The organism is Psychrobacter sp. APC 3281, from assembly GCF_030407815.1.
In the GTDB taxonomy this organism is placed as follows: domain Bacteria; phylum Pseudomonadota; class Gammaproteobacteria; order Pseudomonadales; family Moraxellaceae; genus Psychrobacter.
In genome coordinates this window covers 86,339-99,962 of sequence record NZ_JASDCS010000006.1, presented here as the reverse complement: position 1 = coordinate 99,962, position 13,624 = coordinate 86,339, and the positions used below count along the sequence as shown (strand labels likewise).

Sequence of the window (13,624 nt, the reverse complement as noted above, 5' to 3'; positions counted from 1 at the left end):
ACTGCTTATTAATAATGGACTATGAGTGAAAGTCAGCGCTATATTGACTATAATGAATTTTTCTCACCTTAGCGGTTAGGTTATATTATGCTTGAGCTACGTCATCTTAATACGTTAACCGCGCTACGAGCGCATGGTTCACTTGCAGCAGCGGCAGATGAGCTACACGTTACTGCCTCGGCCGTTTCGCATCAATTAAAAGAGCTTGAGAACTATTACGACATTAGCTTAGTCAATCGCCGAACGCGCCCGCTTAGTTTTACGCCTGCAGGTAAAGCAGTACTGGCGTTAGCAGACAATATCCTACCGCAAGTTACTCGTACCAAATCTAATCTTAAACGCTTAGCGCACGGTCAAGCAGGTAGATTACGCCTAGCATCAGAGTGCCACAGCTGCTTTGATTGGCTCATGCCAATACTGAACCACTATCGCCGTGAATGGTCGGATGTCGAGCTGGACTTTGCCACAGGGTTTGAGCCTGAGCCGCATCATCTACTTATGGAAGGTGATATTGATCTGCTTATCACTACCAGTGATTTACCGCTCGACGGTATCAGCTATCAGCCATTGTTTGAATATGAGAGTCGTTTGGTACTTTCACCAACGCATGATTTAGCTACTCAAAAATTTATTGACCCCAATAATTTGATTAACGAGACATTAATTGCCTATCCAGTAGAGGCCAAACGTCTCGACATCATTGCTAATTTTATGACGCCAGCACAAGTAAGCTTTAAGAGTGTTCGTACGACAGAGCTGACCGCGATGCTGATTCAGTTGGTTGCTAGTGAGCGCGGCGTAGCAGCATTGCCCGATTGGGTGGTTGCTGAATATGAGAAAAAAGGCTGGGTCGTCTCACGGCCACTTGGCGACGGCGTTCGCTGTCAGCTGTATGCAGCGACACGTACCTCAAGTCAAGAGACGGCATATATGCAGGGGTTTGCGAGTTTGCTACAAGGAATAGTGAAGCCGGTGTAATATTTCACTATTTACTAAATTATTCCAGTTAAGAAATATTGTTCGCTCTCTGACATTATGACGAGCGCTATGGTACATGACGGTTCCCTAGTGAGGACTTGAACACGGAACCTAAGTTATTGATATTAAATTTTTTATATATTGATGGTCGCTGTCAATGTACTTATGAATGTAATTATTGTGATTAACTCGAAGGTTTTTTGACTTGATTCATTCTTTTATTATCCTTAAAGCTACTTACTAGACAGAATGTAAAATCACTAGATAGCCTTGATAAAGAACATATAGCCCAACACCAAGAGCTAAAAATAGCACAGCTATCAAGGAAAATAGAATTATCTTGCTACTTTTTTTCATTTTCATCTCTCAAAGCCTAGCTAAGGCTTTTTATGTCTGTTTTGACGTTCAATATCATGGCGACGGTGTGCCGTTCTTAACGTCCAACTTTGGGTAGTGGATAGATCGTTCAATCTTGCGCTTATCTCATAAAATCGTGTTTGGTGCGCTATACAGGCATCGAACTATCAGCTGTATACTCACTATTTTTGATAGCTTAGCAACTGATTTAAGAGAACTATAATATGGATAATGTGGATGAAGACGATCTGAGTCTTAAATTTGAGATGCTTATAGATCATATTATAGCTAAAAAAAGTTCTCAGCCTATTCTTAGGGACATTTTTGGTCACTCTAGTGGTGATTGGGTGAATTTCAGAAATTATATAGATAAAAATACATATATTGAAGAATATGAGGGCTTAGATGTATATGTATGTTGGCTAACTGAGATTAATTCAACTAATGACCAAGGTAGGTTAGTTGCTTTCTTCGAAAATAATCAATTGTATTCTCAAATATTAATATTTAATATGAATACGCTTAAGCCTAAAGCTTAATGAAATTAGGCAGTTCTTAAAGGTATACCCCAAAGGAACCAGCTAATTCACTCTCCAAACGTATTAATAGACTACTTATAACAGACTGGTATAATGGAACCACTTATAACAGACTCTTAAACGATTAATATCTATCAACGCCTACAAAACTAGCTTAAAGAAATAAAAGCCAAGCGCGGTTGCTAATAATGTCAGTCCAACATGCAAGCCGATGAGCGCTAAGCCTGCCAGCAGCCGCCCGTCATGGATAAAGCCAAATACCTCTGCACTAAACGTACTAAAAGTAGTCAATCCGCCCAAAAAACCAGTTATCACAAACACGCGTACATGATCAGATAAGTTGCTTCCCATACGCTCAAACCACACTAGCGCCAGCCCTATCAGCAATCCACCTAAGATATTAGCGCTCAGGGTACCGAGTGGCACCCAACCGTGCAAGGCATTAAAACGCGATAGCCAGGCTCGCAGGCAAGCACCGAATGCTGCGCCCAAACCAATAGCAAGCCACTGCATAGACTGTCCTTAATTCATATAAACGTGTTGGACCAAATGCTCAGTTATACGGCTGGCAACTCTGTCATTGGCCAACGCGGAATACAGCTAACGGCCAAATCATCAGATTGTCCTGCTTGCAAGCGCTCAAAACCTGCATAAGCAATCATCGCGCCATTGTCCGTACATAGCGCAGGCGGTGCATAATGAACCGTTGCATTGATCTTAGCCAGTTCCGCTTCTAACGTCTCGCGCAAATGAGTATTGGCACTGACCCCGCCCGCAATCACTAAGCGGCTCATATGTGCTTGCTTGAGTGCTTTGACGCACTTCTTCACTAGCGTGTCGACCACTGCATGCTGAAAGCTAGCGGCAATATCAGCACGAATCTGTGGATCGCTGTCAGCGCCATTACCTGACCCTCCCGAGCATGGTGTATCTTTAATCAGATTATGCACGGCTGTTTTCATGCCACTAAACGAAAAGTCTAGACCCCGATGGAGCATTGGTCTTGGGAGTGCGTAAGCGTCAGGATTACCAGCTTCTGCCAGCTTAGCAATATTAGGACCGCCAGGATAAGGAAGACCCAACATTTTAGCTGCTTTATCAAAGCACTCACCCGCCGCATCATCTATCGACTCACCCAATATCTCATATTGCCCAACACCGTGAGCAGCAATCAGTAACGTGTGCCCACCAGATACTAGTAGCGAGACAAAAGGAAATGCCGGAGGGTTCGCGCCCATAAGCGGCGCCAAAAGATGCCCTTCCATATGATGGATACCAATCGCTGGAATATCCAAACCATAAGCTAAGCTACGTCCAAATAGTGCGCCTGTCATCAATGCACCAATAAGACCAGGTCCTTTAGTATAGGCAATCGCATCGATGTCGCTTTTTTTCATATCGCATTGCTCTAGCAGCTCATTCAATAACGGCACGAGCTTACGAATATGATCGCGGCTAGCAAGCTCAGGCACAACGCCACCATAAAGTGCGTGCAGCTCAATCTGAGAGTACAGTACTTGCCCGACCAAACCTTGGTTGTCGCTATTTATTTGCTCACTATCAAAAATCGCCAGCCCCGTCTCATCACAAGAAGTCTCTAAGCCCAATACTTTCATACTTTTGCCTTTATACTTTCGTTTTCGTGCTATTTTTATCGCACTTTTATCTTACATCATTTTGAGAAACTGGATAACGAGTACAGCCAGCCACACACTATCTCGAATTCGCTTGATACAGCTGTATATTCTCAGACTGGCATGATAAAAAACGTGCATAAAAAAACCGTCATTGTCAGTCACCATGACGGCCAGTTTAGCAAATTTCAATAGCTGACATACTCTATATATACCGTATCAGCTTACCGACGCTAGCATATAATCAACTGCTGCTTTAACTTGTGCTTCGGTCACACCATTTACCGCTTGCGCTGGCATTTTATTAAAGCCTTTAGCCGAGTGCATATATAGCGTCTCTTTATCTTTGGTTAGACGAGCTGTCCAAGCTGCTGTATCACCATACTTTGGCGCATCGAGCAAACCTGCAGCATGACACACCTGACAGTTTGATTCATACAGTTTGGCACCTGCATCTGCTGCCAACACTTCAGGCTCAGAATCAGTTTCAGGTGTTGCCACTGCGTCATCTACTATGTCGGCAGACTCTGTTGCTGCTTTTGGTTCTGTATCTGGCTCAACCACAGACTCAGGCGTCGTGCCTTCGGTTTCTGCTATAGCTTTCTCTTCTATAGCGGTAGCAGGTTCATTGGCTGCTGTAGACTCTTCCGTAGCTGTGTTATCACCGTTACAAGCACTCACTGCAAATACCACACTCATGCCGATCACAGACAATTTCAGCTTGTTCATATACGGTTGTATATTAATCATGGTTTTACCCTTACTTAATCAGTCTGCAATCAATTAGCGATGCGCTATATAAGCTTAAATTACTTACATATACGACTAATGACTGTTTAATAGTCCATTGAGCTAATAGTCAATTGACCACTAAATTACTCAGCAGTGGCTGCAGCTGTGTCGTCAGTAGCCGCCATATCAGCGCTGTCAGTAGGAGCAGCGGCTGTATCCGAACTATCAGTAGCTGCTGCTTCTGCAGTATCAGCGTCAGCCGTTCCTGCTTCAGCAGTAACTGTACCATCAGCTTCTGTACCAGCTGCATCAGCCGCTGGCATTGGTGCTGTCTCTGGGAATTCCATTTCTTCAGCTGGTGGCGCATTTTTGATGGCAAGTTCAGCAGCTTCATCAACGCGATCGATTGCCATTACTTCTTCATGCTCTTCGCCGCCACTACAAGCGCTCACGCTCACACCTAAAGCTACGATAAGTGCGGTGCTTAATGCCGTGTTAAATACTGTTTTTTTCATTCCAACATCCTCAATAAAATACACACAAAACGGTTTATAGGCTTACTAGGGTCTATTGAACTTTCAAATGTGGTGCTGGCAGTCACTATTTTTTAGACAATATGCAGTGAAATTGTTGAAGCCTAGTCATTGTAGGTTAAACCATTTCGCCATATATTGACAAAAAAGAGTACTGCCCTCCACTCGAGCACAGCTCTTGCCTTGCGAACGGGCAAAGCAGTGCTTTGCTCGATCCGTTCTCAAGGCTGATGCTAAAATTACCCCAACCGTTGTTGAAAACCTAGCTAAGGTCTCGACATTATCGTCGGTTTTCGCCTAGTTTGGGGTAACTTTAGCCATCAGCAGCCCTAATATTTGAATGTTCAATAGACCCTATAATATGGGAATTATCATAGCATAAACTCCAATCAAACCGTTATAGACGGTAGGGGTTTTTTATTGATAAAGCGTTGTATATATGTCGAATTCATAGTTTGAGAGCCAAATTCAAATAGCCATCTAATTGAATAACCTATCGGCAATAAATGCTTAAAACCATTGACTTTGTTGGTATTTTTTATTAAAATACCTGCCCTTACGCTGATGCGTGAGAATTGTCCTAGTTTGAGCTGATGCCTGTAATCTTGAGATATTACGGCTAAATACTAATACACAGCCAAACTAATGCCCTTATATCTCATCCTAATCGAGGAGTCTTCATGCCTGCAGTTAAGGTTAAAGAAAACGAACCAGTTGATATCGCTATCCGTCGTTTCAAACGTGCTTGTGAAAAAGCTGGTGTATTATCAGACGTACGTAAGCGTGAGTTTTATGAAAAACCAACGCAAGTACGTAAGCGTAAAAAAGCTGCTGCCGTAAAGCGTTATAAGAAGAAGTTACAACGCGAAACTATTCGTACCACTCGTATGTACTAATCAGTAATCTGATTAGCTAAGTACAAGCGCTACACTAACGCCACTGTTATCAATCGATATCAGTGGCGTTTTTTATGCTACAATTTTTGTTATTACTGCTGACATTATTTTTTATTAACACTACTATCAGCAGGTTTTGTTCTAAAATTTAACAAACGACCTCTAACGAATAGCATTTAACAGATCGATAAGGATAATAGCAGTGAGCCAACTTAAACAGACGTTATCAGACAATATCAAAGTTTCAATGAAAGCTCGTGAGCTTGAGCGCGTCAAAGTACTGCGCAATGTACAGTCAGTAGTGAAACAAATCGAGATTGACCGTCAAACAGAACTTGATGATGCGCAAGTATTAGAAGTTTTGCAAAAGCAGCTAAAGCAGCGTCAAGAATCACTAACTATCTTTACAGAAAATGGCCGTGATGACTTGGCTACCAAAGAGCAGTTTGAGATTGATATCATCAACGAGTTCATGCCGCAGCAAATGAATCAAGACGAGATCATGGCATTGGTAAATGCTGAAATCGCTGAGCAAGGTGCTACGTCTATGCGTGATATGGGCAGCGTCATGGGTGTTTTGAAGAATAAAACAGCTGGCCGTGCTGATCCTGCTTTGATTTCTAAAATGGTCAAAGACGCGCTACAAGGCTAGCACTTGCTATTGATTGGCAGGCTAATCTGTACAAATAACCGCCTAAGGCTTAAAGTCTTTGGCGGTTTTTATTGCTTTGAGTTCTGCATTAATATTAGCCAATAACGGACGCGCACTATTGGCTTGTTCCGTAGTTTGTAGGTTTTCCGTCAACTGTTTGGCTTGTGTCAAAGAGGTCAGCGCACTCTCATAGCGTCCATTCCATAGCTGATCATAACTGCGATAGCGCAATGCATTAATCGTCGCGATATTGGCTAACTGTGGTGAGGTGGTGGTCTTAGCAAGTTTTTCATTGGCAAGTTGCAAGCTTTGCCATGCGTAACGGTCGCTTGGCTGCTGTTCTGTTAGTGGCTTCAACAGCGCTTGAGCTTTTATCGGTTGACTGCTATTAGTCAGCGCTTCGGCCAGATAAAGGCGTAAGTCTCGGCGCTCAGGATAGAGGCGCTGTTGGCTCTCTAAGACATCTACGGTTTGTTGCCACTTACCTTGTTCACTTAATAACTGACTGTGGGTAATCGACAATAGAGGCTCTAAACTCTGACGCTGCGTGCTTGATAACGCATTTATCTCGGCAAATACCTTATTAGCATCTGTAAAACGTTGCTGCTCTCCATACCAATGCATTAGCGCAAGTTTGGCCCCGAGACTGTTTTTGGCGGCCGTTGTCAGTGTGACTTCGGATGCGTGTTTACCAGCCACTTGTACACGCCAATACAACAAATCAAACAATGCTTGATGACGCTGCTGTTGGCTCAATGAGAGCGCTGGATACTGCTGAGCACGACTTTGTGACTCGCTCAACCGCTCATTACTCAGAGGGTGTGAGCGCACAAAACTCGGTAAGAATTGATTCTCAACTTGATTTAACTGACTCTGTTGATTCATCGTGGCAAAGAACCGTGGCATCGCCCGAGGATCATAACCCGCTTGGGTCATAATCTGCATCCCTACTCGGTCAGCCTCACGTTCGTTACTACGGCTAAACGCCATACTGCTATTCATAGAAGCTGTCTGACTGCCCATCATCACTGCCGCAGCGGCATCACCATCGACAGCTGAGGCAGCAATCGCAGCTAGCATACCACCTAGCTGCATCAGCAAGGCTTTTTTACGTTCGTCAGCGCCGCTTTCGTAGTGCCGTTGACTGATATGCGCAACTTCATGCGCGACGACGCTTGCCAGCTCATCCATGCTACTAGCTGACAGTATTGTTCCTGTATTGATACCGATTACGCCGCCAGGCGCTGCAAAAGCATTGATACTGGGGTTATCAATGATAACGACGCCAAGTGGTGCTTGCTGACGAGCTTGAGCATTGAGACGCCACGTCATGTCTTTTATCGTTTCTTGTACCCAAGGATCATGTTCCATTCTGACGCGGCCATTGATATTCTGTAATGACCATTCGCCAAGCATTTTGTTCTGATATTGCTCAGCAAAGCTCAAGCCTTGCCCGCGCAGATTTGGTAGATCTAGCGTTTGCGGATCTGTGACTTGCCACGAGCTATCAGCAAATTGCAGCATTTGACTCTCACGACTATGCGCACCGCTGGCTATGGCTAGGAGCATTATTGACAACCCTACCTTGACGTTATTTAGCAAAGTTAAACTCATAAAATGACGTTTACCTTTTTGCTTAGACAACATAATTGGTAAGCCTACGGAGTTTTTGGCTACTAAAGAGTTATTGCTGTCGGGTCGCTTCGTTCTATTAGCCTGGTACAAGTGCATATCCTATAAAATGATTAACGACGTCTTTTCGACTATACGAGCTTGTTTATCCAAGGTCAATTCTACAATGAACTTAACTACCAATAACTTAGCCACCCGTCACGATTGCGCAACATGGCTGTGTAATTATTCATTGGGCAACTATTTATGCAGTAAATCTCAAACGTATAACACTTAATCGGGCAACTGCTAATCGTACAACTCTTGGTTATATGATTCTAGTGAACCGAACACAGCGTTGATTATATTCAACTGCAACTATACATTGTCTATTTGGTATAATAAGCAACAATGATAGTAGGTTTAGATGACTGTGATGGCTGTTATGACGACCTCATAATTTATGATTGATGGATTATGTTCGTACTCAATATCAAAGCCTATCGCTGATAAAACAAATTAAAATATAGATATCTACAAGGTTTAAGTTATGCCCGCTGCTAGTGAATTAGTCATCAAACGTGTATCACACTCTATACAGTTATCAGAGAATTTGACTGATACACAGCAGAACGACATTGCGAGTTTACTAGAATTGCTACCGACTGAAAGTCATAACTCAGATGATGTAGCTATAGAGCAATCTGAACTAAATATAAAAGGTTTTGTTGATGGACGCGGTCTTGCATGTCCGATGCCATTGTTAAAAACTAAGGTCGCATTACGTGACGTAACAGTTGGCAAATCACTGTATGTGGTTGCAACTGACCCTAACTCGCAAGCTGATATCACAGCGTTTTGTCGACAAAATCAGCAATCACAGGCGACAGATTATTTAGAGCTAGTGGTCAATGAAGTTACTGACCATTCGTCAGTTGATGGCACATCATTACAGCGTTTCGCTACAATATATCACTTCATCATTACCAAAACTGATAGCAACTAAGCGCTGCTATCCTTTACAATTAAATCATAAAGATTTTTATCTGACTATTTGCTTAACTATTTAACCAAGGTCAAGAATATGGCTAATACTTCTACTGATGCTGTAAATACAAATAAAAAAGATGGCTCAGCTCCTATAAAAAACGATGCACGCGATGCTGCATTAAAGGCCGCTGCTCAGCGACCACCCTATGACGCGAGTGCATTGGGCAATACCAGTACGCGCGACTTAGTACCAGCTATGCCAACTCACCTGTCAGCGCCAGGGGTCAACCTGGGTGCGTATATCAATACTGTCCATCAAATCCCTATTTTGACACCAGTGCAAGAGCAAGAGCTGGCGCATCGCTATTATGATGAAGGTGATGTCGAAGCCGCTCGTCTACTGGTGATGTCGCATCTACGTTTTGTGATTCATATCGCGCGTAGTTACTCGGGCTATGGATTACCACAAGCAGATCTAATCCAAGAAGGTAACTTAGGATTGATGAAAGCGGTCAAACGTTTTGACCCGAATAAAGGCGTACGTCTAGTATCCTTTGCCGTACATTGGATTAAAGCTGAAATTCATGAGTTTGTGATTCGTAACTGGCGTATTGTGAAGGTTGCGACCACTAAGGCTCATCGTAAATTATTCTTTAACTTGCGTAGCCTTAAGAAGACCAACAATCAGCTGACACTAGAAGAAGCGGACGCTATCGCTAATGACTTGAATGTTACGCGCAAGCAAGTGTTAGAGATGGAATCACGTCTAACCTCTTATGATGCTTCGTTTGAGGCGCAGTCAAGCGACGATGATGATGGTCGCTACGCCCCTCAGCTATTTTTGGAAGATGGTATCGATCCAGCTGAGCAGTTAGAGGAAGCAGATTGGGAAGAAAATAACTCATCAGCACTTATCGCTGCTATGGGTACTTTAGATGATCGTTCACGTGATATTGTTGAGCAGCGTTGGTTGTCTGAGCAAAAATCCACCTTGCATGAGTTAGCCGCGGTTTACTCTATCTCAGCTGAACGCGTCCGTCAGATTGAGAAAAATGCCATGGACAAGATTCGTGATGCGATGACCATTGATAGTGTGATTTTGCCAGATGATATTCAGTAGTCTTAAGATGATACGAGTTGTTCAATGTTAAATTGGATCGGTATTGCCGCAATTAATATGGCTATCGCCGTGGCCTTGGGTGCGTTTGGTGCTCATGGTTTAGAAGGTCATGTCAGCATACAGCAGCTCGAGTGGTGGCATACGGCAACGCTATATTTGTTTGTACATGCGCTAGGATTATTGCTTGTTGGCTTACTGATTCGTTTGAAATATATTACTCAGACAACCGCTTGGTTACTACAAATTGGCATTATAATCTTTGCTGGTAGTTTATATGCCATGACGCTTGGTGCACCGCGCTGGTTCGGTGCGATTACGCCTATTGGCGGCGTTCTTATGATTGCAGGTTGGCTATGGTTAGCCGTTTCCGCCTTTCGATTGAAGGACTCAGTTAGCTGAGCTGCTTAATAGTTATTGTTATTGTAATTGTAATTTTTAGCTCTTTGCATCAGCTGCGACGAACTATCAGTAATAAAGCAAAAGATACGTAGTGAATGAACAGGAATTTTAAAATATTAAGGAGTATTTAATATGAGCACCATTAGTGTCAATGGTAAAAGCTTGCAAACCACTCATCAGACTGTGCAACTAGTTATCAATGAGCTTGGTCTTAGTCAGGGTCGTTACGCTGTAGAAGTCGATGGCGAGCTGATGCCAAAAAGCGAGCTTGCTCAACTGCGTATCGTAGAAGGTATGAATATCGAAGTAGTACAAGCCGTCGGTGGTGGTTAATAATGTTTAGACAGATAAGCTTGAGCTGACAGCTAGTTCATTTTCGTTCTAAGTTTACTAACTAAGTTTACTAACTAAATTTACTAATGCTAAAAAAGACCTCAACGTATTACACGTTAGAGGTCTTTTTTTACGTCAATTACAAACTAATGCAGTAGCTACTTATAAATTTTTTATTCTCTTAGTCTACTTTCACTAGCTTGTAACGATAGTGTTCAAAGTTTTAAACTCGAACTATGCTGCTGGTACTGCTTCTGCAGGGGTTAGATCCTGATAGCGACTATCGCGCCCTGCACCCTGAGTCTTTTTGCGCTCTTGACGGGTTTTGTACTTGCGTACTTGTCTATCTAGCTTGTCTGCCATCTCGTTAATGGCTTTATACATATCATCTTCATACGCTTGGACAAACATTTCTTGACCCGAGACACGCATAATTGCTTCAGCTTTATGGCTCTTTTTACCGCCGTCGCTAGCACCGCTATTGTCTAACGATAAAATCACTTGAATACTTTGTATCTGATCAAAGTGACGCTCTACTTTTTCAAGCTTCTCGCGTACTGCTGTGTCCATAGCTTCTGTAACGCTGATATGATGACCACTGATAGAAACATTCATATTGTTGTCCTTTTATTTGTAACTTACAATCAACAGATGAGGTAGCATTCTTGCTTTTGTCATCCTGCCTTACCAATAACTACTCCAATGCCTCTAGTAATGTGTCGACGTATCCTTTTATCGTCTCCTTTATTAATTGTAAATAAATACTATAAATCGGCACTTGGTTTTCGTTGTTGGTATGACTCTAATTTGTCATGAAAATCGCCCAGTAGCAAGCCATTAAATTGTAATTAAGTGTAACAATACCTATTATTTCTATTTGGTTTCTATATAATCAAAAAATTTTATTTTTTATATCTGTATTACACTATACAGACAGGTAACCATTAATCTTATAAAAAGATGAGCTTAGATAATTAGTATTTCTGTTTGCGCTGAGTAGACGAGCCAATATTCATTGCTTCACGATATTTGGCGACGGTTCTTCTGGCTATATCGATACCATCTGCTAACAGCTCATCTTTGATACGACTGTCTGACAATGGTTTTTTGGGATCTTCGTCAGCGATGAGCTTTTTAATCATGGCACTGATAGCGGTCGATGAGATATCTCCATCAGCACTACTTACGTGAGATGAGAAGAAGTGTTTCAAAGAAAACAATCCTTGCGGCGTTAAGATGGTTTTACTGGTGGTAAGGCGTGAGACCGTAGACTCATGCAAGTCAACTTCTTCAGCAATTGCCTTTAATATCAGAGGTTGCATGGCGGTTGCCCCATGCTGCAGGAACTCTTGTTGATAGCGTACAATGCTGGTCGCTACTTTGAGTAGGTTTTGATTGCGCTCTTCTATACTACGAATAAACAGTCGAGCATCGGTAAGGTTTTCGCGCAGATATTGATTGTCAGGACTGTCATCGCCGCGCTTGACCAAGTTAGCATATTCTTGGTTTACGCGTAGTTTTGGTAGGGTATCTGGATTGAGGCGTACATACCAGCCATCCTCTTCTACTTCAGAGTTACTGGTCGCCTTATTGTTTCTAACAGGTGTGACCAGCACATCTGGAATATCATAGCTCTCAGGCGGCTGGGCATAGTCGGGTTGGCTAGATTGAAACAGCAGCCCTGGCGAAGCGTTTAAGGTACGTAGTAGCGTAAGCGCAGGTGTGATATATTCTGGTGCAAGCCCTGTGCGTTCTGTCAGTGCTTTAATATTATTACTGACTAAATGCTCGCTCGCTGATAGGAGCGCTTGAGCTTCTTGTAGGTATTCGGTGTGGGCATCTAGTTTGGATAGCTGAATCAATAAGCACTCACTTAAATGACGCGCCCCTACGCCAATGGGATCACAGGACTGGATAATACGTAATACCGTCAAGACTTCTTCTTTTTCAACGCGCTCATCCCATTGATAGAAACTTGCCATCGTATCAAAGCTCTGCAGCAGCTCATCTATATCAATTCGAATAAAGCCCATGTCATCCATAGAGTCTATTAAATACTCTGCAATCAGCGTATCGGCCTCTGATAGACGCTTAAAGTTCAGCTGCCAGCGCACATGATCTTGAATGGTAGACGATGTACCGCCTTGGTAACTATCGAAATCTTCATCACCCCTACTATTGCCAGAGCCCATTGCAGTAGAGGCGTAGTTACCCGTGTCAAAGCTACCTATATCAAAGCTATCGGTATCAGAACTGCTGTAGCTATCTACATCTATTGCACTATCATCGATATTAGGCTGTTGAAGCTTATCCAAACTATCACTGAAGCTATCACTACTATCGCCACTGTACTCTGTACCGCTAGTAGGTACTGAGTCGAATGAGTCAATACTACTTTGATTCCAACTATCAAGCGTCAATGGCTCGCTCCACTCCTCTATTTCATCGTCACCACTGTCGTATTCGTCATCGTTTTCGATACGTTCAAGTAATGGATTACTATCTAGCTTTGCCTGAACCTCTTGTGCGAGCTCAAGACTAGAGAGCTGCAGCAATTTTATGGCTTGCTGCATTTGCGGGGTTAGCTTTTGTGAGTTGCTCAGCGTGGTCGCCAATCCGAACGACATACTCATGGGCGGCTTCTTGCACTCCGATCTTAGTGATATTGTGTTTATTCTGTCAGTAAAGGTAACGACATAAATCTTATCAGGACATGACGATAGCATTTTTTGCCACAATTTTGCTATGATAATTTATGTTTTGTCTGGATACGTTTGGTTTGCTATCAATAGCAGACTACCATCTTGGCAAGGATAAGCAATCCATAAATACGAGCAGTTTGTTCATTAC

15 protein-coding genes are annotated in these 13,624 nt (G+C 42.8%); 8 read left to right on the top strand and 7 right to left on the bottom strand.

The features are described from left to right. Positions 1-87: 87 nt before the first annotated feature. Both QL886_RS05965 and QL886_RS05960 read left to right on the top strand, forming a co-directional pair. The gene (locus QL886_RS05965) at positions 88-978 is read left to right on the top strand and encodes a LysR family transcriptional regulator (protein ID WP_290177981.1); all 891 of its coding nucleotides are present in this window, start codon (positions 88-90) and stop codon (positions 976-978) included. A gap of 581 nt (positions 979-1,559) precedes the next feature. Next, a complete protein-coding gene (locus QL886_RS05960; protein WP_290177980.1) occupies positions 1,560-1,874 on the top strand; it encodes a hypothetical protein in 315 nt (104 codons plus the stop codon). A 141-nt stretch (positions 1,875-2,015) separates the two neighbouring features. Here QL886_RS05960 and crcB read toward each other — a convergent pair whose 3' ends face one another. The 4 genes from crcB to QL886_RS05940 all read right to left on the bottom strand — a co-directional run bounded on the left by crcB (position 2,016) and on the right by QL886_RS05940 (position 4,755). Further along, complete coding sequence (gene crcB / locus QL886_RS05955; protein ID WP_102078044.1) at positions 2,016-2,387, bottom strand: fluoride efflux transporter CrcB; 372 nt, start codon at positions 2,385-2,387, stop codon at positions 2,016-2,018. A 44-nt stretch (positions 2,388-2,431) separates the two neighbouring features. Next, positions 2,432-3,490: a tRNA (adenosine(37)-N6)-threonylcarbamoyltransferase complex transferase subunit TsaD gene (tsaD, locus tag QL886_RS05950; protein ID WP_290177979.1), complete on the bottom strand. Its 1,059-nt coding sequence runs from the start codon at positions 3,488-3,490 to the stop codon at positions 2,432-2,434. A 237-nt stretch (positions 3,491-3,727) separates the two neighbouring features. Beyond that, positions 3,728-4,258 carry a c-type cytochrome gene (locus QL886_RS05945; RefSeq protein WP_290177978.1) on the bottom strand — a complete coding sequence of 177 codons (531 nt, stop codon included), beginning with the start codon at positions 4,256-4,258 and terminating at the stop codon, positions 3,728-3,730. 125 nt (positions 4,259-4,383) lie between these two features. Further along, positions 4,384-4,755, bottom strand: coding sequence for a hypothetical protein (locus QL886_RS05940; RefSeq protein ID WP_290177977.1), 372 nt, complete (start codon positions 4,753-4,755; stop codon positions 4,384-4,386). Positions 4,756-5,453: 698 nt separating this feature from the next. On the opposite strand from QL886_RS05940, the gene rpsU reads away from it, so the two are divergent. Both rpsU and QL886_RS05930 read left to right on the top strand, forming a co-directional pair. After that, positions 5,454-5,669: a 30S ribosomal protein S21 gene (gene rpsU, locus QL886_RS05935; RefSeq protein WP_010195908.1), complete on the top strand. Its 216-nt coding sequence runs from the start codon at positions 5,454-5,456 to the stop codon at positions 5,667-5,669. A gap of 202 nt (positions 5,670-5,871) precedes the next feature. Continuing rightward, positions 5,872-6,321 carry a GatB/YqeY domain-containing protein gene (locus QL886_RS05930; RefSeq protein WP_057758141.1) on the top strand — a complete coding sequence of 150 codons (450 nt, stop codon included), beginning with the start codon at positions 5,872-5,874 and terminating at the stop codon, positions 6,319-6,321. Between the two features lie 42 nt (positions 6,322-6,363). Here the strand turns inward: QL886_RS05930 and QL886_RS05925 are convergent, their stop codons facing one another. Next, a complete protein-coding gene (locus QL886_RS05925) occupies positions 6,364-7,935 on the bottom strand; it encodes a M48 family metalloprotease (protein ID WP_290177976.1) in 1,572 nt (523 codons plus the stop codon). 547 nt (positions 7,936-8,482) lie between these two features. On the opposite strand from QL886_RS05925, the gene QL886_RS05920 reads away from it, so the two are divergent. The 4 genes from QL886_RS05920 to thiS all read left to right on the top strand — a co-directional run bounded on the left by QL886_RS05920 (position 8,483) and on the right by thiS (position 10,774). Then, positions 8,483-8,938: a sulfurtransferase TusA family protein gene (locus QL886_RS05920; RefSeq protein WP_290177975.1), complete on the top strand. Its 456-nt coding sequence runs from the start codon at positions 8,483-8,485 to the stop codon at positions 8,936-8,938. 240 nt (positions 8,939-9,178) lie between these two features. Then, positions 9,179-10,042 (top strand): RNA polymerase sigma factor RpoH, encoded by an 864-nt coding sequence (rpoH, locus tag QL886_RS05915; RefSeq protein WP_197099889.1) that lies wholly within the window; start codon positions 9,179-9,181, stop codon positions 10,040-10,042. Positions 10,043-10,066: 24 nt separating this feature from the next. Next, positions 10,067-10,441 (top strand): DUF423 domain-containing protein, encoded by a 375-nt coding sequence (locus QL886_RS05910; RefSeq protein WP_290177974.1) that lies wholly within the window; start codon positions 10,067-10,069, stop codon positions 10,439-10,441. A gap of 132 nt (positions 10,442-10,573) precedes the next feature. Then, entirely contained in the window at positions 10,574-10,774 is a 201-nt protein-coding gene (thiS, locus tag QL886_RS05905) for a sulfur carrier protein ThiS (RefSeq protein WP_057758131.1), read from the top strand. A 234-nt stretch (positions 10,775-11,008) separates the two neighbouring features. On the opposite strand, the gene raiA is transcribed toward thiS, so the two are convergent. Together raiA and rpoN are read right to left on the bottom strand one after the other, a co-directional pair. Continuing rightward, entirely contained in the window at positions 11,009-11,389 is a 381-nt protein-coding gene (gene raiA, locus QL886_RS05900; protein ID WP_057758130.1) for a ribosome-associated translation inhibitor RaiA, read from the bottom strand. A 359-nt stretch (positions 11,390-11,748) separates the two neighbouring features. Then, positions 11,749-13,407, bottom strand: a complete 1,659-nt coding sequence (rpoN, locus tag QL886_RS05895; RefSeq protein ID WP_290177973.1) for an RNA polymerase factor sigma-54 — start codon at positions 13,405-13,407, stop codon at positions 11,749-11,751. Between the last annotated feature and the right edge of the window lie 217 nt (positions 13,408-13,624).

Coding starts and splice junctions, on each gene's coding strand:
- thiS (WP_057758131.1), top strand. CDS start 10,574: ATGAGCACCATTAGTGTCAATGGTAAAAGCTTGCAAACCACTCATCAG.
- rpsU (WP_010195908.1), top strand. CDS start 5,454: ATGCCTGCAGTTAAGGTTAAAGAAAACGAACCAGTTGATATCGCTATC.
- QL886_RS05910 (WP_290177974.1), top strand. CDS start 10,067: ATGTTAAATTGGATCGGTATTGCCGCAATTAATATGGCTATCGCCGTG.
- QL886_RS05965 (WP_290177981.1), top strand. CDS start 88: ATGCTTGAGCTACGTCATCTTAATACGTTAACCGCGCTACGAGCGCAT.
- QL886_RS05920 (WP_290177975.1), top strand. CDS start 8,483: ATGCCCGCTGCTAGTGAATTAGTCATCAAACGTGTATCACACTCTATA.
- QL886_RS05945 (WP_290177978.1), bottom strand. CDS start 4,258: ATGATTAATATACAACCGTATATGAACAAGCTGAAATTGTCTGTGATC.
- rpoN (WP_290177973.1), bottom strand. CDS start 13,407: ATGAGTATGTCGTTCGGATTGGCGACCACGCTGAGCAACTCACAAAAG.
- raiA (WP_057758130.1), bottom strand. CDS start 11,389: ATGAATGTTTCTATCAGTGGTCATCATATCAGCGTTACAGAAGCTATG.
- QL886_RS05925 (WP_290177976.1), bottom strand. CDS start 7,935: ATGAGTTTAACTTTGCTAAATAACGTCAAGGTAGGGTTGTCAATAATG.
- crcB (WP_102078044.1), bottom strand. CDS start 2,387: ATGCAGTGGCTTGCTATTGGTTTGGGCGCAGCATTCGGTGCTTGCCTG.
- QL886_RS05940 (WP_290177977.1), bottom strand. CDS start 4,755: ATGAAAAAAACAGTATTTAACACGGCATTAAGCACCGCACTTATCGTA.
- rpoH (WP_197099889.1), top strand. CDS start 9,179: ATGCCAACTCACCTGTCAGCGCCAGGGGTCAACCTGGGTGCGTATATC.
- QL886_RS05960 (WP_290177980.1), top strand. CDS start 1,560: ATGGATAATGTGGATGAAGACGATCTGAGTCTTAAATTTGAGATGCTT.
- tsaD (WP_290177979.1), bottom strand. CDS start 3,490: ATGAAAGTATTGGGCTTAGAGACTTCTTGTGATGAGACGGGGCTGGCG.